This window comes from Coprococcus sp. RTP21204st1_G4_RTP21204_210225, from assembly GCF_040915385.1.
Lineage (GTDB): Bacteria > Bacillota > Clostridia > Lachnospirales > Lachnospiraceae > Allocoprococcus > Allocoprococcus comes.
Map to the genome: position 1 here is coordinate 46,369 of NZ_JBCPDP010000008.1, position 22,134 is coordinate 68,502.

A 22,134-nucleotide genomic window follows, 5' to 3' on the forward strand; every position below is an offset into this window, starting at 1 on the left:
GAGATGCTTGAAGATATCAGGCTGGCATTTCAGGGAATCTGGAGTCATAAGCTGCGATCTGCGCTGACGATGCTTGGTATTATTATCGGAATCGGATCGATCATTGCAATTGTTTCGACGATCAAAGGAACCAATGAGCAGATCAAGAAAAATCTGGTTGGCGCGGGAAATAATGCGGTCAATATCCAGCTTTATCAGGGAGACTGGACACTGGATCTGTCTTATCAGGAGGTTCCGGATGGAATACCGGAGATTTCAGATCGGGTACTTGGTGAGATCCAGACACTGGATGAGGTGGAAAGTGCAGCCCTTTATCACAGACGAAATGAATATGATGCTGTATATGCAGGCAGTCAGAAGCTGGCAAGCTGTAATATTTTTGGGATAGATTCCAATTATCTGGATGCCTATGGATTTCAGATCACAAAAGGGCGTGGCTTTTCCGAAAAAGATTTTACTACAAACCGAAAAGTTGTGCTGCTTGATAAAACGACAGCCACAGCTCTATTTCCGGATGGAAATGTGATTGGAAAGATTATTGAGGTTAAAGGGGAGCCATTTACGGTGATCGGTATGATGGCGAGGAAAGAAAATTCGCAGCCGGTGATCAATTCGATGGAAGACTATTATCGTTATGTATCCACGGATGGAAGTGGAACGATCTGTATTCCGGATGCACTGTGGCCGATTATTTATCAGTACGATGAACCGCAGAATCTGGTTGTCCGCGCGACAAGCACAGATGAGATGACTGCGGCAGGAGAAAAGGCGGCAGATATCCTGAACAGTTACCTGACCGTGTCTGATGAGACGATAAAGTATAAAGGGGAAGATCTTCTGGAACAGGCGAACCAGATCCAGGAGATCAGCAGCTCGACGAACCAGCAGCTGCTCTGGATTGCAAGCATTTCACTTCTGGTTGGCGGGATCGGTGTTATGAATATTATGCTGGTGTCTGTGACAGAAAGAACGAGAGAAATCGGTCTGAAAAAGGCACTGGGGGCAAGAAAAAGAAGGATCCTGACGCAGTTTCTGACGGAAGCGGCAGTACTTACCCTTCTTGGAGGTCTGATCGGTGTGGCAGGAGGGATTGCGCTTGCCTATATTATTTCCGCAGTCTCGGCAGTTCCGGTGGCAATCAGCGGAGTGTCTATTCTGGTCGGAGTAGTATTTTCCACATTGATCGGAATTATTTTCGGACTCCTTCCGTCGGTGAAGGCGGCGAACATGAATCCAATCGATGCACTGAGAAGTGAGTAGGTTTATGTAGAGAAGAATTATTTGTCGGATCCAAGATTGCAGATAAATGGATAGTATCTGTTCTACAGGAAAGTGGCGTGCCTTACTGGCACGCCATTTTTAAAAATTCTTCCATTGCCCTTGTCTGGTAGCGACCATTTTTCCAGTAGAACCGGATGTCACGGCTGCTTTCGCCTGCAGGAAGCTTATAGTACACCACATCAGAGGTAAGAGGTACTTTTGAGAGCATGATATCTCCGATAAAAGAGATTCCCATGCCGGAGCAGGTGATGTTGTAAGAAGTCATCTGCTGATCCATTTCCAGGATGATATTTGGTTCAAAGAGATTGTTCTGGCAGATCATACGGGCACGTTTTCCAGTGTCGTTTTCCGGTTTCAGCATAATAAAAGGCTCACTTTTAAAGCGTGTCAGAGGAACGGGAGGACAGGATTCTTCCAGAAATTTTTTGCTCAGGATATCTTCTACAGGAAGCTGATAGGAGCGCAGCGTATTATTGATCGGGAATGCTCCCGGAACAGCAAGGATCAGGTGCTCTTCCTGAAATTTACGGTAGCCGTAGATGGTGGCATCCAGAACACTGCTGTCCAGCATCAGATCCAGCTGCCCGTGTCGCAGCATACGGGCAAGATTGGCAGTGGTTTCTTCAACCAGGCTGATCTGGATCAGAGGATATCTGCGGGCAAAATCCGCGATCAGCGAAGGCAGGATCCAGGAGGAAAACAAGTTGCTTCCTCCGAGGGTGAGTGTTCCTTTTTTTAGGTCGCCCCAGTCGTTTGCAAATCCTTCAAATTCATTCTGGATACTTTTTATTTTTTCTACCGCTTTGATATACTGTACCCCACATTCGGTAAGGGAAAGTGGTTTGGTACTCCGGTCAAAGATCGGATATCCGATGTGATGCTCGACACGCTTTACGTTGGCACTGAGTGAAGGCTGTGAGATAAATAACTTCTCAGCCGCCTTGGAAAAGCTTTTTTCCAGATAAACTTCATAGACATATTCCATTCCCTGAAACATAGGTATTCTCCTTTGACATAGTTTTAAAATTATAGTTACTATAAAAATATATGTATTAGATTATATTGTAACACAGAGCTATAATGAAAACAACAAAGGCAATACGCCAGAGAAAAATGGAAAATCGAGGGATTTTGAGATGGAAAATGGAAAAGAAAACAAGACAGGTTATCGTGTAGAACAGGATTCAATAGGGGCAAAAGATATTCCGGGAGATGTATATTACGGGGTACAGTCACTGCGTGCTGCGGAAAATTTCCGTATTACCGGGCTGAATATGCATCCGGAGATCATCAACAGTCTTGCGTACATAAAGAAAGCATCTGCGATCACCAACTGCGAGAGTGGGATTCTGGAAAAGAAAAAGGCAAAAGCAATCGTACAGGCATGTGATGAAATCCTTACAGGAAAATTGCATGAGTACTTTATCGTAGATCCGATCCAGGGAGGTGCGGGTACTTCTCTGAATATGAATGCAAACGAAGTCATTGCCAACCGTGCGATTGAGATTCTTGGCGGGAAAAAGGGAGATTATTCAGCAGTAAATCCGAATGATGATGTAAACTGCGGACAGTCCACAAATGATGTTATTCCGACAGCTGGCAAAATGACTTCACTCAGACTTCTTCAGAATCTGAAAAAAGAACTGCTCAGACTTCATGGAGCGCTCTGCAAAAAGGCAGAGGAATTTGACCATGTGATCAAGATGGGACGCACCCAAATGCAGGATGCAGTTCCGATCCGTCTGGGTCAGGAATTTCAGGCATATTCCGATGCCATCATGCGTGATATCCACCGTATGGATAATGCGATGGACGAGATGCGTACCGTCAACATGGGTGGAACGGCAGTCGGAACCGGAATCAATGCAGATGAAGCCTATGTAAGCCGCATTGTTCCGAATCTTTCAAAAATATCTGATATTCAGTTTGTCCAGGCTTTTGATCTGATCGATGCAACCCAGAACCTGGATCCGTTTGTGGCAGTATCCGGTGCAGTGAAAGCGTGTGCAGTCACACTTTCCAAGATTGCCAATGACCTGCGTCTGATGTCATCCGGACCAAGAGCCGGATTTGGTGAGATCAATCTTCCGGCAAAGCAGAATGGTTCTTCGATCATGCCGGGAAAAGTGAATCCGGTCATCCCGGAAGTAGTGAACCAGGTCGCATTTAACATCATTGGAAATGATGTGACGATCACGATGGCAGCAGAGGGTGGACAGTTGGAACTGAATGCGTTTGAACCGATCGTATTCTACTGTCTGTTCCAGTCGATCGATACACTTGCATATGCAGTGCAGACTTTTATTGACAACTGTGTGACAGGAATCACAGCCAATGAAGAGAGATGCCGTCAGCTGGTAGAGAACAGCATCGGCGTAATTACTGCAATCTGTCCGCATGTAGGCTATGAGAAAGCAGCGGAGATTGCGAAAAAAGCAATGAAGACCGGGGAATCCATCCGCAATCTGATCCTCAGAGAAGGTCTTTTAAGTGAAAAAGAGATGGAAACCGTTCTGGATCCGGTCAATATGACAGAGCCAGGTATTTCGGGAAAAGAACTTCTCAGAAAATAAAGAATAAAATTTTTCTAAAAGACATGATTTTCTCCTTTTAAGGGTGTACAATGAAACATACGCGTTTCATGAGTTACAACTTAAAAGGAGAATTTTTATGCTTCAAATTCAACATATCTGCAAAGAATACCGTACAGGTACGCTGGTACAGAAGGCACTGGATGATGTAAGCCTGAATTTCAGGGACAATGAATTTGTTGCGATCCTGGGACCGAGTGGTTCGGGAAAGACGACGTTTCTTAACATCATCGGTGGACTGGATCGGTACGATAGTGGTGATCTGATCATCAACGGGATTTCTACGAAAAAATATAAAGACAGAGACTGGGATTCCTATCGAAATCATACAATTGGTTTTGTATTTCAGAGTTATAATCTGATTCCACATCAGACGGTGCTTGCCAATGTGGAGCTGGCACTGACTATTTCTGGGATCGGGAAGGAAGAACGGAAAAAGAGAGCGATTGAGGCTCTGAAAAAAGTTGGTCTTGGGGAGCAGTTGCATAAAAAACCGAGCCAGATGTCAGGCGGACAGATGCAGAGGGTGGCAATCGCCCGTGCGCTGGTCAATGATCCGGATATCCTGCTTGCTGATGAGCCGACCGGAGCGCTGGATACGGCGACCAGTGTGCAGGTTATGGAACTTTTAAAAGAAGTGGCAAAAGACCGGCTTGTTGTAATGGTTACACATAACCCAGAGCTTGCTGAAGAATATGCGACCCGTATCGTAACGCTTAAGGACGGAAAGATCCGTTCGGATACGGACGAATTTTATGTCAATGAAGTGGTCATGAAGGAGCCGGAGCATAAGAATATGGGAAAAGCTTCCATGTCATTTCTGACGGCTCTTTCCCTGAGCTTTAATAACTTAAAGACGAAGAAAGCAAGGACTCTTCTGACATCTTTTGCCGGTTCTATTGGAATTATCGGGATTGCACTGATCCTGGCACTTTCCAACGGAGTCAATGCCTACATCAAGTCAATTGAAGAAGAGACTCTTTCCGAGTATCCGCTTCAGATCCAGAGTACCGGATTTGATATGACATCGATGATGGTAGGCAATATGGACAGTGGTTCGGGCAGTTCGGATAAGAAGGAAACAAAAAAAGACGGGGAAGTCAAGGTTATGCAGATGATGACCAATATGTTTTCCACGATGGATTCCAATGACCTGAAGTCTTTAAAAGAATATCTGGATGGAGGAAAAAGTGGAATTGAGGACTATACCAGTGCCGTTGAATATTCTTATAATATTTCACCAAGAATCTATCGGCAGAACAAGGATGGTTCCATTCGCCAGGTGAATCCGGACAAATCCTTTGAGTCGCTTGGAATCAGCTCTGGCGCAAGTACCAACAGTCTGATGTCATCGATGATGAGTACGAATGTTTTTTATGAAATGCCTAAGACGGAGGGGCTTTATGAGAACCAGTATGATGTGAAGGCGGGACGCTGGCCGCAGAATTATAATGAATGTGTACTGGTGCTGACTTCGGACGGAGGCATGAGTGATTTTCTCCTTTATACTTTGGGACTGCGGGATCAGATGGAACTGGACGAAATGATCCAGGAATTTATCAATGAAGAAGATGTGAACACTCCGGCAAATATCGGAACATATACCTATGAGGATATTATTGGAAGAACTTTTAAACTGGTCAATGTGTCTGACTGCTACGAATATGACAGCCAGTATAAGGTCTGGAAGGATAAATCCGATAATAAGGAATATATAAAGAAACTGGTGGACCAGGGCGAAGATTTGAAAATCGTCGGAATCGTGCAGGCATCAGAGGATGCAAATGCCTCTGCTCTGACACCGGGGATCGGTTATCCACAGAGTCTTGCCGAGCATGTTGCGAAAGAGGCTACGAAAAGCGAGATTGTAAAAGATCAGCTGGAGAATCCATCCAAGAATGTATTTACCGGAGAACAGTTCGGAACCACAGAAGAGAAGAACGGACTGGATGCGAACAGTCTGTTTACGGTAGATGAGGATGCACTTCAGAAAGCATTTGTTTTAGACGACAGTGGATTTTTCGGTGATATGTTGTCAGCAGATTCCCTGAATCTGGAAAATGCATTCCGGATGGGTGGGGATTCTCTGGATCTGTCCGGGATGATAAATCTGGATCGGATCAGTCTTGACGTGTCCGGTATGCCACAGATGAATCTTGGCGATATGATCGGAAGCCTGAATCTTACCGTAAAACCGGGTGGAATGCAGAAGTTGTCTGAGAGTGTTATGGAAGGTTATCAGGAGTATGTGAAATTCCATCCGGAAGCAGATTATTCAAATCTGGCGAGAGATTTTATGGATTACCTGATGACGGATGAAGCGCAGAAGATCCTGAAAGATAATCTGCAGGAGATCATTGAGAGCACCGGTGGGTTTAAGATTACAATTGATCAGATGCAGGAGCTTGTACAGCGTGTGATGGAAGGATATCAAAAGTATGCTGCGGGAAAAGGATATACAGATCCGGATAAATTTGGAGAATACTTGGCGGAGTATTTACAGACCGAGGAAGCAAAAGAGATTATGAATGCCTGGCAGCAGGAGATTTTTGGAGATACGGTGATAAATATTACTTCTGACCAGCTGAAAAAACTGACAAAAGAACTGGCGAGTAGTTATCCGGCATATGCTGCGGCGAATGGAAAAGCAGATCCGACCAAAATGGGAGATTATTTTCTGAACTACCTTGCTACAGCAGATGGAAAACAGCGTCTGATGAACGGGCTTTCCGAGGTGATCGATATGGATCAGCTGGAGAGCCAGTTAAGTGCGACAATGGGAAGTTACATGGCAAAGGCAATGGGAACTTATACCGGAGCAATTTCGGATATGCTTGAGACTCAGATCACTTCGGCAATGAATCAGATCGTCACTCAGATCACAGGAGAAATCGGGAACGCCATGCAGGCTGCCATGGGAAATGTGGGAACCCAGCTGCAGAACATGCTTGGAAGTTCGATGAAGATTGATACCGATGCATTTGCAAAGGCATTTCAGATGAATATGACAGAAGATGATTTGAAAGAGCTGATGACATCCATGACAATGAGCGCGACTGCTTCCTATGACAATAATCTGCAGAAGCTTGGATACGTGGATTTTGCGAACCCGAGTCAGATTTCCATATATCCGACGGATTTTGAGAGCAAAGAAAAAGTGGTGAAAATCCTGGATTCTTATAACAGCCGGATGGAAAAAGAAGGAAAAGAGGAACAGATCATCACTTATACCGATATAGTCGGAACACTGATGTCTTCCGTGACAAATATCGTGGATATCATCAGCTATGTGCTGATTGCGTTTGTGGCGATTTCCCTTGTAGTATCTTCAATTATGATCGGGGTTATCACCTACATCAGTGTACTGGAACGGAAGAAGGAGATTGGAATCCTGCGCGCGATCGGGGCATCTAAGAGAAATGTATCGCAGGTATTTAATGCAGAAACCGTTATCATTGGTCTGTGTGCCGGACTGATCGGAATCGGACTGTCACTGCTGCTTCTGATCCCTGGAAATATGATCATCCATGCGGTGGCAGATAATAACAAAATCAATGCATTTTTACCAGTGCTTCCGGCAATTGTGCTGATTCTTTTGAGTATCGGGCTTACCCTGCTCGGTGGAATCATTCCGTCAAGGAAAGCAGCAAAGAGCGATCCGGTGACAGCGCTTAGGACAGAATAAAAAAAGAGAATGAGGGAAAATATTTACTGTTTGAATGGAAGAGTGCCGGTAAAAAAGGCGATTCCGTTCGGACTACAGCATGTTCTGGCAATATAAGGAACTGGCGGCACGATAAAAAGTGTCGCCAGTTCTTTTTTAGTCTGGAAGTGACCAGTTCCAGAAGCTTGTTCATTATATTTGACCAGCTTGGAAGTATTTGCTGTATAGAGCATTGGAATCAATGTAGCAGCGTCCTGGAATTGCTGCATTTCTTCTGGTGAAAATCCGGTTGTGCCGCATACCAGGGCTTTTTGGTGTTTCACTGCGAGGGAGAGTACCTCCAGACTGGTTTCTCTGGTAGAAAAATCGATGATGACTTGACCGGATCCGCACCGAATGTTCAGTAAGCTATGATTCCAATTGTAAGAACTAAAAAAGCATGCTATACTTACGGCAGATGAAAAACTGACAGGATAAGACAACAAAGGAGAGACACATGAATTCTAATTTTGAATATTATAAAGTTTTTTATTATGTGGCGAAGTATGAGAACCTTACAAAGGCATCCAGCGTTCTGAAGACGAGCCAGCCGGCGGTGACGAGAACGATACACAACCTGGAAAATGAACTGGGATGCCGGTTATTTACCAGAAGCAAATCCGGCATGAAGCTGACACCGGAGGGAAGAACCTTTTACAGCTATGTATCGGCAGGGTGCGCCCAGTTTTTTAAAGGGGAAAATGATCTGAGCAATCTGATCAGTCTGGAGAACGGGACAATCTATATCAGTGCGACTGAGACAGCCTTGCACTGCTTCCTGTTCCGGGCAATGGGAGAGTTCAACAGCATTTATCCGAACGTACATTTCAAAATCTTAAATAACAGTACCATGGACTCGGTCAACGCGGTAAAAGAAGGAAAGGTAGACCTTGCATTTGTGTCAACGGATCTGCAGGTAAATAAGCCGCTCAGGATGAAGAAACTGCGGGAATACCATGAGGTGCTGATCGGCGGCAGTCGTTACATAGAATTAAAAGGAAGAAAGATTTCATTGGAGGAGCTTTCGACTTATCCCTGGATCAGCCTGACTTCGGAGGCACTGACCAGAAAATTCCTGAATAATTATTTTGCAGATCATGGTCTGCAGTTTTTGCCGGATATGGAGCTTGCGACGACAGACCTGATCTTGCCGGCAGTCCGTCACAATCTTGGAATTGGATTTGTCCCGGAAGAATTTGCCGAAGAAGAGAAGAAGGCAGAAAATGTATTTGAAATCGAAGTGGAAGAGAAGCTTCCGACCAGAAATATTATTCTGATCTATGATACTGAGTATCCTCAGAGTATTGCATCGAAGGAGTTTCAGAAGTTTCTGAGCAGTCAGAAGAACTAAAGAAGAAATAGATTTTCAAAGTGGATTGTGCAAATCGGTATCCTTTGTAGCCGGGATGTGTATCTGCAAAGAAAAATATAAGGAGAATGCCCCGGAATTTTTTATGTGTGGATCATAATTCCGGAGCATTTTTATATTTGTAAGTATAAAGTTATAAAGTAGAATTTTGGATTAGAAAACGATTGATATTATTTATGCCATTCCCAGTTTCTGATTTCTTCCAGATCCTGTCCATATTCAGCGATGTACTGCTTGTGCTCAACCAGTTTGTCGTTCATCTTCTGAATCAGGAATGATCCCTTATTGCCAAGCTGTGGCAGATGCATGATTGCATCTTTTACAAGGTTGAAACGGTCAATCTGGTTCTGTACACGCATGTCAAAAGGAGTAGTGATCGTACCTTCTTCCTGATATCCATGAACAGAAATGTTGTGGTTGTGACGTTCGTATGTCAGCTCATGAATCAGTGTCGGATATCCGTGGAATGCAAAGATAACCGGTTTATCTTTTGTGAAGATTGCATCGTATTCTGCATCACTTAATCCGTGTGGATGTTTGTGGTCTGATTCCAGTTTGAACAGGTCAACTACATTGACAACGCGGATCTTGAGCTCTGGCATTTCATCACGAAGGATAGTAACAGCAGCCATAACTTCAAGAGTAGGAGTGTCACCGCAGCAAGCCATAACAACATCTGGTTCTTCACCGCAGTCATTACTTGCCCATTCCCAGATACCGATACCCTGTGTACAATGCTTTACAGCCTGTTCCATAGTCAGCCACTGGCAGCTTGGATGTTTAGACGCTACGATTGCATTGACATAGTTCTTACTCTTGATGCAGTGGTCGAAGCATGAGAGTAAGCAGTTTGTATCCGGTGGTAAATACATGCGGACAACGTCTGCCTTTTTATTGGCAATGTGATCCAGAAATCCTGGATCCTGATGTGTAAATCCGTTATGATCCTGTTGCCATACATTAGATGTCAGGATAAAGTTCAGCGAAGCAATCGGCTGTCTCCATGAAAGCTGGTTGCAGACCTTCAGCCATTTTGCATGCTGTGCTGCCATAGAGTCAACGATACGGATGAATGCTTCATAGCTTGCAAAGAATCCATGACGTCCTGTCAGAAGATATCCTTCCAGCCATCCTTCACACATATGTTCACTTAACATACCGTCCATGATACGTCCGTCTCTTGCAAGGCAGTCATCAGTGTCAAGCAAGTCTGCCTGCCAGTCACGTTTCTGTTCTTCAAATACTTTGTACAGACGGTTGGACATACTTTCATCTGGTCCGAAGATACGGAAGTTCTTACTGTCTTCATTTAATTTGAAGATGTCGCGGATGTATCCGCCAAGTTCGATCATATCCTGTGCTTTTGTCTTGCCAGGTTCTACTTCGATTCCGTATGAGCGGAAATCTGGAAGACGAAGGTCTTTCAGAAGAAGTCCGCCATTTGCATGCGGGTTTGCACCAAGACGGGCATCTCCCTTTGGAGCAAGTTCTGCAAGTTCCGGAATCAGACGTCCTTTTTCATCGAAGAGTTCTTCTGCATGGTAGCTTTCCAACCATTCTTTCAGAAGGTCAAGATGTTCTGGTGATTCCATAGAAAGCGGTACCTGATGTGCACGGAAAGATCCTTCAATCTGGAGTCCGTCAACAACCTTTGGTCCTGTCCATCCCTTTGGAGTACGAAGAACGATCATTGGCCAGAACGGACGGGTAGGATCATTGTTTTCACGGGCATTTTTCTGGATTGCTTTGATTTCTTCGATGCAGGCATCCATAGTCTCAGCCATTTTTCTGTGCATAGTCATCGGATCATCACCTTCTACGAAGTAAGGTTTCCATCCGCAGCCCTTGAAGAAGTTTTCTACTTCCTCATGAGAAATACGTGAGAAAATGGTCGGGTTACTGATCTTGTATCCGTTCAGATGAAGGATTGGAAGAACAGCACCGTCTGTGATCGGGTTCAGAAATTTGTTGGACTGCCATGAAGTAGCAAGCGGCCCTGTTTCAGCTTCACCGTCACCGACAACAACTGTAGCGATAAGATCTGGGTTGTCCAGAACAGCACCAAAGCCGTGAGCAATTGAATATCCAAGTTCTCCACCCTCATTGATAGAACCTGGTGTTTCTGGAGCACAGTGACTCGGAACTCCGCATGGGAATGAGAACTGCTTGAACATTTTCTTCATGCCTTCCTCATTCTGGCTGATGTTCGGATAAACTTCACTATAAGAACCTTCCAGATAAGTGTTGGCGATCAGGAAGTTTCCGCCATGTCCTGGACCGGAAAGAAGAATCATATCCAGATCATAACGTTTGATGACACGGTTGCAGTGTACATAGATGAAGTTTTGTCCAGGTACGGTTCCCCAGTGTCCGACGATTTTTTTCTTGATCTGATCCATGGTCAATGGCTTTTTCAGAAGCGGATTATCAAGAAGGTATAACTGACCGGCTGACAGGTAGTTGGCAGCACGCCAGTAGGCATTCATTTTGTTGAGCAGTTCATCAGATAATGGCTGCTTTTCAAGACATAATTTATTGTCTTCCATTTTTGTACCTCTCTCTTTCTCTAGTTCATTTTTGTTATTTTTTTAACTGAGTTCATCATATCATGAGTAAAAGATAACGTAAAATAGCAATAATGAATTATATTCATATCAAAATGTTATGGATAGGAAGAGGAGGAGTTCCTTAATTTCGTAATAGGTGGTAGACATTGTGGAAAAATTGAAGTATAATTACGAATAGCTGTTTTTATGTAAGATTTTTGAATAAAGTGTTTAAAATGTTAATGTTTTGACGGAGAAAAACAGTGTATATAATGTAGATTGACAGTTTTTTAGTGAGGGAGAATTTATTATGAAGACTACTCTGATTATTATGGCAGCAGGAATCGGTTCAAGATTTGGAACAGGAATCAAGCAGCTCGCCAAGATGTCTCCGAATGGGGAGATCATTATGGATTACTCTATTTATGATGCAAAAGAAGCTGGTTTTGACAAGGTTGTATTTATTATCAGAAAAGATATTGAAGAAGAATTCCGTTCTGTAATCGGGAATCGTATCGGAGATCAGATCGAGGTGGAATATGTATATCAGGATCTTGCAGATATTCCAGCTGGTTTTGAAGTTCCGGAGGGACGTACCAAACCTTGGGGAACCGGTCAGGCAGTCCTGTGCTGTAAAGATGTAGTAAAAGAACCGTTTGTGATCATCAATGCAGATGACTATTATGGAAAGGAAGCGTTTAAGCTTCTCCATGATTACTTGATTGCGCACGCAGAGACAGCAGATAAGATGCAGATGGGAATGGCTGGTTTTATTCTGAAGAATACGGTTAGTGAAAATGGAACAGTTACCCGCGGCGTATGTGTGGTAGATGAAAATGGAATGCTTGAACAGATCCATGAGACGACTGGAATCAGTATCCAGGCTGACGGGGTACACTGCGACAGCGAAGCGGTTCAGAAATGGATCACACCAGATTCTAATGTATCCATGAATATGTGGGCTGGTTATCCGGATTTCATTCAGGTTCTGGATGAGAGATTCGCAGAATTTTTAAAAGATGAAGCAGGAGATCCTTTGAAAAAAGAATATCTTCTTCCAAATATTGTAGGAGATCTTTTAAAAGAAGGAAATGTGGATGTAAAGGTTCTGGAAACACACGATAAATGGATCGGTATTACTTATAAAGAAGATACAGAACTTGCACAGGCCGGATTCAAGAAGATGACAGAAGATGGCGTTTATCCGGAAAAATTGTGGAATTAAAGAACAGAAGAGGAAAAAAACTATGAGTGAGTTGAAACAGTTAGAAATGCAAAAAGATGATGAGATGGAGATTGATCTCGGAGAAATTTTTCATTTGCTGATGAATAAATTGTGGATAATTGTTTTGTGTTTTATCATAGGAGCGACACTTGCGTTTGGTGGTACGAAACTGCTGATCACACCGAAATATTCCGCTTCCTCAATGATTTATATCTTAACAAAAACAACAAGTGTGACATCCCTTGCAGATATTCAGATGGGTACGCAGCTTACAGCAGACTTTGAGATTTTGGCAACGAGCCGTCCTGTTCTCGAAGAAGTAATTGAAAAATTAAATCTGGATTATACATATGTAGAGTTAAAAAGTATGATTCAGACAGATAATCAGACAGATACCCGTATTTTGAGATTTACTGTTTTGGATGCAAACGCTAAAGAAGCAAAGAAAATTGCAAATGAACTTGCGGATGTGACAGCTGAGAGAGTGGCATATGTAATGTCCAGTGACAAGCCGAAGGTTGTTGAAGAAGCTGTTGTGCCAAAATATCCTTCTTCACCGAATACTAAGAAGAATACTGCAATGGGTGGACTTGCATTTGCGTTTGTGGCAGCTACTGTTATTGTACTTCGTTATCTCATGAATGATACAATTCAGACAGAAGAAGATATTAAAAAATATCTTGGACTTCATATGCTTGCAGCGATTCCGACAGAAAAGAGGGAATCGATTTGAAAGACAGGACAAGAAAGATTATTGTTGCGGTGTTGCTTGTGATAGCAGTCTGCTGTGCAGGTTATCTGATTTGGTATTACGCCACGGCGGCAAAGACGAAGCAGTCGTATGATGATGCAAAAAAGCTGGCAACGGAAAATGTGAAACCGTCAAAAACAGATAGTGATGACGGAGAGCAGACAAAGCCGGAGATACCGGTTGATTTTACTGCTCTTCAGGAAAAAAATCCGGACATTTACGCATGGATTAAGATTGATGGAACAACCGTTGATTATCCGGTTTGCCAGAATAATGAGGATGATAATTATTATCTATCTCATACCTGGGAACGGGTAGAAGCGGCGGATGGTGCTATTTTTACACAGGCATGCAACAGTAAGAATTTTACAGATTTCAATACGGTTATTTACGGACATCAGATGGGTGAGGGTGTAGATACCATGTTTCATACACTGGATCGTTATCTGGAAGAAGGATATATTGAAAAATATCCAAATGTGATCATTTATACACCAGATCATGTTCTGACTTACCGGATTTTTGCGGCAGTTATTTATGATGACCGTCATCTGATCAACTCTTTCAATTATGTAATGGATGACCAGAGACAGGCTTTCCTGGATTCACTTCAGGATTCCAGAGACCTGAGAAGCCGTTACAGTGATATCGAAAGCGTAGGAACAGAAGACCGGATCCTGTCGCTCAGTACCTGTGTGACGGGAGAATCAAACCATAGACTTCTTGTGGAGGCGGTTCTGACAAATGAAGAATAGAAATCTGGTAATCGTGATACTTGCAGTTATCTGCGCAGGGCTGTTGGCAGGTGTCGTTTATACGGTTACAAAAGGGAAAAGCGGTACGCAGAAAAAACAGGAGGCATCGGCAGAAGCGGGTGCAGACGAAACGGAATCACAGTCCGGAATCATCGAAGAAGACGGAAAGAAATACAAACTCAACCCGGATATCAAGACCGTTCTGTTCATGGGTGTTGACAAGGAAGAAAAAGCAGATCTTGGTAATAACCCGGGAGAAAACGGACAGAGCGACAGCCTGAATCTTCTGGTCCTTAATAAAGAAGAGAAGACGGCACAGATCATTCAGATTTCCAGAGATTCTATGGTGGGAATCGATATTTATGATGTGACAGGTAACAGGCTGATGACGGAAAATGGGCAGATCGCACTTCAGTACGCATATGGGGACGGGGCAGAAGAGAGCTGCCGTCTGACATCTGAGAAGGTATCAGAACTTATGTATGGCGTGAATGTGGATTCTTATTTTTCACTGACGCTGGAGGGGCTGGTTGCAGCAACTGATGCGGTTGGAGGAATTACTCTTACCGTGCCAGAAGATTATACAGCTGTTGATCCTGCATTTGAAAAAGGTGCAGAAGTTACTCTTAATGGGGAACTTGCTGAAAAATATGTCCGTAAAAGAGATATTGAAGTCCTTGACAGTAACAATCAGCGCATGGAACGTCAGTCACAGTTTATGGATGCTCTGATCGAGAAGATGCAGAGTATTCAAAGCGAAACAGAGTATCTTTCTCTGTACCAGAAATTGGAGGATTATATGACAACAAACATGACTGCGGATGAGATGGAAGAGCTGACAGATTATAAGATTGCAGAGGACACCGTGAAAGTTCCGGGTGAGATTATTGAGAAAGACGGACATGCGCAGTATCTGGTAGACAATAAAGAATTAAAAAAAATAATATTAAAAATGTTTTACAAAATAATGTAATTGTAGTATAGTATAGCTTGATATAGCGAATATCAAATAAACTATGTGAGGAGGTCAAAGAAAATGAAGTCAAGAATCTTAAAGACAGTTGGTCTTATTGCAGCTATGGTATCCTGCATCGGAATGACGGCATTTGCAGCACCAAGTCCGGCAGCTTCTACAGTTGTTACAGCTGTAAGCAGCGCAACAGATACAGATGGTAATGCAGTGAATGTTTCTATCACATCTGAGATCCCGACAGAATACACACAGGCAGTTGCAGACATTAAGACTGAAGCAAAATTGAAAGAAGTAATTGGGAGCGATTTTAATGCGAATATGACAGTTGCTGATGTTAAGGAAGTTACAGCGCCGGAAGGAGCTAAATTCCCACTTAAGATCACATTCGTAATGAAAGGCGTAACAGCTTCTTCTAAAGTTCAGATTCTGCATTACAATAGATCAGCATCAGCTTGGGAGAAGATTGATACAACTGTTGCAGATGGAACAGTAACAGGTACATTTAGTTCACTGTCACCGGTTGCATTTGTTGTTGACAAGACAACTCTTACATCCGCTACAGGAACAGCTACTTCACCGGCTACAAGCGCAACAGCTGTATCAGCAGTTGCAGTACTTGGACTGGCAGCAGTAGCAGCAGCATTCGGTCTTAAAAAGAAAGCTGTTAGATAATACAAACATATGTTGAAAACGCTTCTTTGTGGCGGGAGTCACCGTGAGGGGCGTTTTCTTTTTGACAGGAGAGATACGTTTTGATGTTGGTAGATATTCATTGTCATATTCTTCCGGGAGTAGATGATGGAGCACCGGATATGGAGACTTCCAGAGCAATGATACGGGATGCCTATGAGCAGGGAGTACGTTATATCATTGCGACTCCGCATTACAGACCGGAGATGTTTGAGCCTTCCATGAAAAAGGTGATCCGAGTATACCATGAACTTCGCGATTATGCTGAAGAAGTTGGAATTGGACTGAGGCTTGGCTGCGAGTATTACCGGAATGAGCAGATGATCCGGCATCTTGATAAGAAGCTTCGGCCGACGATGCTTGGAAGCAGATATGTTTTGACAGAGTTTTCAACCAATGACAGTTTTGTCACGGTCCGTAATTACATTTATGAGCTAATCACCAAGGGATATCGACCGATCGTTGCACATGTTGAAAGGTATTTTTGCTGTCAGGAACCGGAGAGAATCCAGGAACTGAAAAAACTTGGAGCACAGATCCAGATAAATGCAGATTCCGTATTGGGATATGAAGGACATACGATTAAAAAGTTCTGTGCCGGCCTGATGAAAGATGATCTTGTGGATTTTATAGGATCAGATGCACACAATCTGGAGGGGCGGAAGATGAACCTCGGGAAGTGTGCCACTTACGTCAGAAAAAAGATGGGACAGGATTATGCGGAAGAGATTTTTGTAGATAATCCAAGACGGATATGGAAGAGCAGATAAAGAGATTCAGATAGCCCCGCGTGGGGAAGAAAGCAGGTGTTTTGTTGAAAAAGGTTAATTTATCGATTGAAAAGAAAAGCTACGGGGTGCGTGAATCAATCCGGACATTGCGTACCAATCTGCAGTTTTGCGGAGATGATAAAAGAGTCATTCTTGTAACAAGCTGTGTGCCGAGAGAGGGGAAAAGCTCTGTTTCTGTTGCGCTGGCAGAATCAATTGCAGACATGGGAAAATCTGTTATTCTTGTTGATGCGGATATTAGGAATTCTGTTATGGCATCGAAACTTCAGATTACCGGTGCAGATAAAGGGCTGTCACACTTCCTCTCCGGACAGTGTGTGCTTGCAGATGTGATTATGGCGACAAATATTCCGAAATTTCATATTCTTCTTTCTGGACCGGAGGCTCCGAATCCGACAGAGCTTCTGGAATCCAAACGTTTTACCGGTATGCTGGAGTCCATGAAGAATGTCTATGATTATATTATCATTGACTGTCCGCCGCTTGGTCTTGTTATTGATGCGGCAATCATCGGACATCAGAGTGATGGCGCGATCATTGTTGTCGAAGCAGGTAAGACCAAATACCGTTTGGTGCAGAATGTAAAAGACCAGCTGGAAAATTCGGGAGTGTCCGTTCTTGGTGTTGTCCTTAACAAGGTAGAGCGTAAGAACCAGAAGGGATATTATAACAAATATTATGGCTCACAGAAGTATGAGGGCTATTATGGACACAATGAAGAAACAAAAAATGCATAAAAGTGAAAATAACACTTGCAATTGTTAAAAGTTTCTGTTAAAATAATTATTGTTGTGAGTCTGCAAGATTTGTAAGCAGACATTTCAGATCGTTAGGAGGTGCAATCATGGCTAAATGTGCTATTTGTGAAAAGGGTGCTCATTTCGGAAATAACGTAAGTCACTCTCATAGAAGATCATCTAAGATGTGGAAATCTAACGTAAAATCCGTTAGAGTTAAAACGGAAAACGGCGGAACACAGAAAATGTACGTATGTACAAGCTGCCTGAAATCCGGACGCGTTGAAAGAGCTTAATCTGAGCGGAATGATGAGAACCGAAGCTTTTAAGCTTCGGTTTTTTGCGTATACGATGAACCAAATACGGAGCTGTCCAGATTTGTGCTCGCACAAAAATCTGATTGGATCTGTATTTGGCGAATGTACGACAGTGAACTGTTAAGTGAGCTGCCGTATAATCAGGCAGGTGTCAGCATGCCTGATTATCGGGCTGCATTGGTTGTAAAAGCATTGGAAATAGAGTATAATATTTTCAACGTTTAAAAATAGATTTATTGATATGAATTTTGAGAATTGGAGGATGGCATATGAAGGGAAGTATGAGTACTGATTTAGGAATCATCACGATCGATCCGGAAGTGATCGCAAAATATGCAGGATCTGTAGCAGTTGAATGTTTTGGAATTGTCGGTATGGCAGCTGTCAGCATGAAAGATGGTCTGGTAAAACTTTTGAAAAAAGAAAGCCTTACAAAGGGAATCCAGGTCGGAATCTCTGATGAGAATAAGATTACACTTAATTTTCATGTGGTCGTAGCTTACGGAGTAAGTATTTCAGCAGTAACAGACAATCTGATCAGCAACGTGAAGTATAAAGTTGAAGAATTTACAGGTATGAGCGTCGATAAGATCAACATCTATATCGAAGGCGTCCGCGTGATCGATTAATTAAGGAGGAACTTGTTGTGGCAACAAAGAGTATCGATGTAGAACTGCTTGCGAAGATGTTTCTTGCAGGCGCACAGAATATAGAAGCAAAAAAGGAATATATCAATGAACTGAACGTGTTCCCTGTACCGGATGGTGATACAGGAACCAATATGTCTATGACAATTATGGCGGCAGCGAAAGAAGTAACTGCACTGGAAGGCATGGATATGGCTTCTCTTGCGAAGGCAATTTCATCCGGTTCTCTCCGTGGTGCAAGAGGTAACTCCGGTGTTATTCTATCCCAGCTGCTCCGCGGATTCACAAAATCCATCAAGACGGAAAGCGAAATTGATGTACCTGCACTTGCAAGAGCAGCTGTACGTGCAAAAGAGACAGCATATAAGGCTGTTATGAAGCCGAAAGAAGGTACGATTCTTACCGTTGCAAAAGGGGTGGCTGAAAAGGCTCAGACACTTGCAGAGGAGACAGATGATCTGGAAGAATTTCTCCCGAAGCTGATTGAAGAGGCAGAGACTGTTCTGGCAAAGACTCCGGATATGCTTCCTGTATTAAAGGAGGCAGGTGTTGTAGATTCCGGCGGACAGGGACTTCTGGAAGTACTGCGCGGGGCATATGATGCATTCCTCGGTAAAGAGATTGACTACAGCGCACTTGCACCAACTCCTCAGGCTGTTAATGCAACAAAGGTTGAAACTGAGGGTACAGTGGATATCAAATTTGGATACTGTACCGAATTTATTATTCTCCTGGACAAAGAATTTACAGAAAAGGATGAAATAGAATTTAAGGCTTATCTGGAATCGATTGGTGATTCTATCGTATGTGTAGCAGATGAAGACGTTGTTAAGATACATGTTCATACGAACGATCCGGGACTTGCAATCCAGAAAGCACTTACTTATGGACAGTTATCTCGTATGAAGATTGATAATATGCGTGAAGAGCATCAGGAAAAGCTGATCAAAGATGCAGAAAAGCTTGCAGCAGCTCAGAAAGAGAAAGAAAAAGCCAAAGAGCCACGTAAAAAGGTCGGATTTATTGCTGTTTCGATCGGAGAAGGATTAAATGAAATCTTCAAAGAACTTGGCGTGGACTACATTATCGAGGGTGGTCAGACCATGAACCCGAGTACGGAGGATATGCTGACAGCGATCGATCATGTAAATGCAGACTATATTTACATTCTTCCGAATAATAAGAATATCGTAATGGCTGCAAATCAGGCGCGTGATCTGACAGAAGACAAGGATATTATCGTAATTCCGACAAAGACCGTTCCGCAGGGAATCACAGCAGTTCTGAATTACAATGCAGAAGAAGATGTGGATACAAATGAAGAGACGATGCTGGAAGCGATCAAATGTGTAAAGACAGGTCAGGTGACTTATGCTGTCCGTGATACCCACATCGATGATAAAGAAATCCATGAAGGTGATATCATGGGAATTGGTGATGCAGGTATCCTTGCAGTTGGCAAGTCTGTTGATGGTACTACAAAGGACATGCTGGCACAGCTGGTAAATGATGATTCTGAACTGATCAGTCTCTATTATGGAGAAGAAGTTTCCGAAGAAGAAGCAGAAAAGCTGACAGCAGAGATTGAAGAATTATATCCGGATATGGACGTAGATGCACACATGGGCGGACAGCCGATTTATTACTATGTGTTGGCGGTAGAATAGACTTATGAATGAGCAGTCAGAAATCCGTAATCTGAAAGGAATCGGGGCAAAAACCGAGGAACTGTTTCACAAGATGGGAATTTTTACCATCGGCGATCTGCTCCGTTATTATCCCAGAGGATATGATGTATATGAAGAGCCGGTGAGCGTAGGAGAGCTGGAAGAAGGAAAGATCAGCACGGTAAAAGGCGTGATATACGGAAGAGTACAGGTTGGAGGAGGAAAGCGTATGCAGATTACGACAGCATACGTAAAAGATCTGACTGGTACTTTGAAGGTGATCTGGTTTCGTATGCCGTTTCTGCGTAATACATTGAAGCAGGGAATGCCGGTTATCATAAGAGGACGGGTAGTTTCAAAAAAGGATCAACTGATTATGGAGCATCCAGAGTTATTTTCACCACCGGATAGTTACGATAAAAAGTGTGGAACTCTTCAGCCAATTTATCCGTTAACTGCCGGTATGACGAACAATGCGGTAGCAAAAGCGGTTAAAGGTGCGATGGAATATCTGGATCTCGTCTCTGATGATCTACCGAAAGATCTGCGCCTTCGATATCATCTGGCTGAGTATAACTATGCGATCCGCGGGATACATTTTCCACTGGATAAGGCAGAATTCTACCATGCAAGAGAGAGACTTGTATTTGAAGAATTTTTAGTTTTCGTGCTTGCTCTTCGCAGGACGAGGGAGCGAAATGAGCGTGCCGAAAACGGATTTGTGATAAAAAGGCGGTCGGAAATCGACCGCTTTCTTGCAAATCTGCCATATGAACTGACCGGAGCACAGAAGAGAGTCTGGGAACAGATCCAGGAGGAGATGTGCGGAAAGCTAGTGATGTCACGCCTGATCCAGGGGGATGTTGGCTCTGGCAAGACAATAGTAGCGCTTCTGGCTCTTCTTCTGGCGGCACTGAACGGTTATCAGGGCGCAATGATGGCGCCGACAGAAGTTCTGGCCAAGCAGCATTACGAATCAATCATAGAGATGCTGGAAAAGTATCAGATTCCGGTGAAAACCGAGCTCTTGACCGGGTCGATGACAGCAAAGGAAAAAAGGGAAGCTTATCAGAGGATTGCTGCGGGAGAAGTGCAGATTGTTCTGGGAACCCATGCACTGATCCAGGAGAAGGTGGAATACCAGAATCTGGCACTTGTTGTTACCGATGAACAGCACCGATTTGGTGTCCGTCAGAGAGAGGCACTTGCCGGGAAAGGACAAATTCCTCATATTCTTGTAATGAGTGCGACACCGATTCCTCGAACACTGGCAATCATTTTATATGGAGATCTGGATATTTCGGTGATTGATGAACTTCCGGCAAACCGTCTGCCAATCAAGAACTGTGTGGTGGATACCAGTTACCGACCGACTGCTTACCGCTTTATGCAGAAGCAGGTCGCCGAAGGAAGACAGTGCTATGTGATTTGTCCGATGGTAGAAGAGAGCGAGGCAATGGATGCAGAGAATGTTCTTGACTATGCGCAGCTTCTGCAAAGTGAGATGGGTGACAAGATCCGGATCGCTGCGCTTCATGGGCGGATGAAACAGGCAGAAAAAGACGAGATCATGGGAGCATTTGCAAAGAATGAGATCCAGGTCCTGGTGTCGACAACAGTTATCGAGGTTGGTATCAATGTGCCGAATGCTACGGTGATCATGGTGGAGAATGCTGAGCGTTTTGGGCTGGCGCAGCTTCATCAGCTTCGCGGGCGCGTAGGACGTGGCAGACACCAGTCCTATTGTATTTTTATGAGTGGTTCGAAGACGAAAGAGACAAAAAAACGACTTGAGATCCTGAACAAATCCAATAATGGATTTTTTATTGCGAATGAAGATCTGAAGCTTCGGGGACCAGGAGATCTTTTTGGAATCCGGCAAAGCGGATTAATGAATTTCCGGATCGGAGATGTGTTCCAGGATTCGGAGCTTCTGAAAAAAGCAGGAGAAGCATCGGGGGAAATCCTGAGGGAAGATCCACTGTTAGAAGGCGAAAAATATAAACTGCTTGGTGAAAAGCTTGCGGCATACATTTCGGGAAATAATCTGGAAACGACGTTGTAGATAAAAAGATAGTGGGCAAATTGTTC

Annotated in this window: 18 protein-coding genes and 1 pseudogene; 16 read left to right on the plus strand and 3 right to left on the minus strand. The window is 43.5% G+C overall.

Features of this window, described 5'->3' with window-relative positions:
* Positions 1-3 precede the first annotated feature (3 nt).
* Positions 4-1,260 (plus strand): ABC transporter permease, encoded by a 1,257-nt coding sequence (locus AB5213_RS09230; RefSeq protein ID WP_227119807.1) that lies wholly within the window; start codon positions 4-6, stop codon positions 1,258-1,260.
* Positions 1,261-1,342: 82 nt separating this feature from the next.
* Here AB5213_RS09230 and AB5213_RS09235 read toward each other — a convergent pair whose 3' ends face one another.
* Positions 1,343-2,278: a LysR family transcriptional regulator gene (locus AB5213_RS09235; RefSeq protein WP_117824725.1), complete on the minus strand. Its 936-nt coding sequence runs from the start codon at positions 2,276-2,278 to the stop codon at positions 1,343-1,345.
* A gap of 139 nt (positions 2,279-2,417) precedes the next feature.
* On the opposite strand from AB5213_RS09235, the gene AB5213_RS09240 reads away from it, so the two are divergent.
* Both AB5213_RS09240 and AB5213_RS09245 read left to right on the plus strand, forming a co-directional pair.
* Positions 2,418-3,854 (plus strand): aspartate ammonia-lyase, encoded by a 1,437-nt coding sequence (locus AB5213_RS09240; RefSeq protein WP_117834154.1) that lies wholly within the window; start codon positions 2,418-2,420, stop codon positions 3,852-3,854.
* Between the two features lie 97 nt (positions 3,855-3,951).
* Positions 3,952-7,557: an ATP-binding cassette domain-containing protein gene (locus AB5213_RS09245; protein WP_368276627.1), complete on the plus strand. Its 3,606-nt coding sequence runs from the start codon at positions 3,952-3,954 to the stop codon at positions 7,555-7,557.
* A gap of 254 nt (positions 7,558-7,811) precedes the next feature.
* Here AB5213_RS09245 and AB5213_RS09250 read toward each other — a convergent pair.
* Positions 7,812-7,859, minus strand: a pseudogene (locus AB5213_RS09250) (hypothetical protein); the annotation flags it as partial.
* A gap of 173 nt (positions 7,860-8,032) precedes the next feature.
* On the opposite strand from AB5213_RS09250, the gene AB5213_RS09255 reads away from it, so the two are divergent.
* Positions 8,033-8,926: a LysR family transcriptional regulator gene (locus AB5213_RS09255; RefSeq protein WP_008375245.1), complete on the plus strand. Its 894-nt coding sequence runs from the start codon at positions 8,033-8,035 to the stop codon at positions 8,924-8,926.
* A gap of 188 nt (positions 8,927-9,114) precedes the next feature.
* Here the strand turns inward: AB5213_RS09255 and AB5213_RS09260 are convergent, their stop codons facing one another.
* Entirely contained in the window at positions 9,115-11,490 is a 2,376-nt protein-coding gene (locus tag AB5213_RS09260) for a phosphoketolase (RefSeq protein WP_008375246.1), read from the minus strand.
* 310 nt (positions 11,491-11,800) lie between these two features.
* On the opposite strand from AB5213_RS09260, the gene AB5213_RS09265 reads away from it, so the two are divergent.
* The 12 genes from AB5213_RS09265 to recG all read left to right on the plus strand — a co-directional run bounded on the left by AB5213_RS09265 (position 11,801) and on the right by recG (position 22,108).
* Positions 11,801-12,715: a sugar phosphate nucleotidyltransferase gene (locus tag AB5213_RS09265; protein WP_055247228.1), complete on the plus strand. Its 915-nt coding sequence runs from the start codon at positions 11,801-11,803 to the stop codon at positions 12,713-12,715.
* Positions 12,716-12,737: 22 nt separating this feature from the next.
* Complete coding sequence (locus tag AB5213_RS09270; RefSeq protein ID WP_368276628.1) at positions 12,738-13,448, plus strand: YveK family protein; 711 nt, start codon at positions 12,738-12,740, stop codon at positions 13,446-13,448.
* A complete protein-coding gene (locus tag AB5213_RS09275) occupies positions 13,445-14,221 on the plus strand; it encodes a class B sortase (protein WP_055247232.1) in 777 nt (258 codons plus the stop codon). The genes AB5213_RS09270 and AB5213_RS09275 overlap by 4 nt, the downstream gene beginning before the upstream one ends.
* Positions 14,211-15,194 (plus strand): LCP family protein, encoded by a 984-nt coding sequence (locus AB5213_RS09280; RefSeq protein ID WP_195368933.1) that lies wholly within the window; start codon positions 14,211-14,213, stop codon positions 15,192-15,194. The genes AB5213_RS09275 and AB5213_RS09280 overlap by 11 nt, the downstream gene beginning before the upstream one ends.
* 63 nt (positions 15,195-15,257) lie before the next feature.
* Entirely contained in the window at positions 15,258-15,866 is a 609-nt protein-coding gene (locus AB5213_RS09285; RefSeq protein WP_270475893.1) for a hypothetical protein, read from the plus strand.
* Between the two features lie 83 nt (positions 15,867-15,949).
* Entirely contained in the window at positions 15,950-16,654 is a 705-nt protein-coding gene (locus AB5213_RS09290; RefSeq protein WP_117558305.1) for a CpsB/CapC family capsule biosynthesis tyrosine phosphatase, read from the plus strand.
* Between the two features lie 20 nt (positions 16,655-16,674).
* Positions 16,675-17,412, plus strand: coding sequence for a CpsD/CapB family tyrosine-protein kinase (locus tag AB5213_RS09295; RefSeq protein ID WP_270475895.1), 738 nt, complete (start codon positions 16,675-16,677; stop codon positions 17,410-17,412).
* Between the two features lie 107 nt (positions 17,413-17,519).
* On the plus strand, positions 17,520-17,708 hold the full coding sequence (rpmB, locus tag AB5213_RS09300; protein ID WP_022219990.1) for a 50S ribosomal protein L28: 189 nt from the start codon (positions 17,520-17,522) through the stop codon (positions 17,706-17,708).
* Positions 17,709-17,831: 123 nt separating this feature from the next.
* The gene (locus tag AB5213_RS09305; RefSeq protein WP_264472185.1) at positions 17,832-17,954 is read left to right on the plus strand and encodes a hypothetical protein; all 123 of its coding nucleotides are present in this window, start codon (positions 17,832-17,834) and stop codon (positions 17,952-17,954) included.
* Between the two features lie 44 nt (positions 17,955-17,998).
* Positions 17,999-18,358: an Asp23/Gls24 family envelope stress response protein gene (locus AB5213_RS09310; RefSeq protein ID WP_008375262.1), complete on the plus strand. Its 360-nt coding sequence runs from the start codon at positions 17,999-18,001 to the stop codon at positions 18,356-18,358.
* A gap of 17 nt (positions 18,359-18,375) precedes the next feature.
* Entirely contained in the window at positions 18,376-20,043 is a 1,668-nt protein-coding gene (locus AB5213_RS09315; protein ID WP_055157854.1) for a DAK2 domain-containing protein, read from the plus strand.
* Positions 20,044-20,047: 4 nt separating this feature from the next.
* Positions 20,048-22,108, plus strand: a complete 2,061-nt coding sequence (gene recG / locus AB5213_RS09320) for an ATP-dependent DNA helicase RecG (RefSeq protein WP_368276629.1) — start codon at positions 20,048-20,050, stop codon at positions 22,106-22,108.
* The last annotated feature ends 26 nt before the right edge of the window (positions 22,109-22,134 follow it).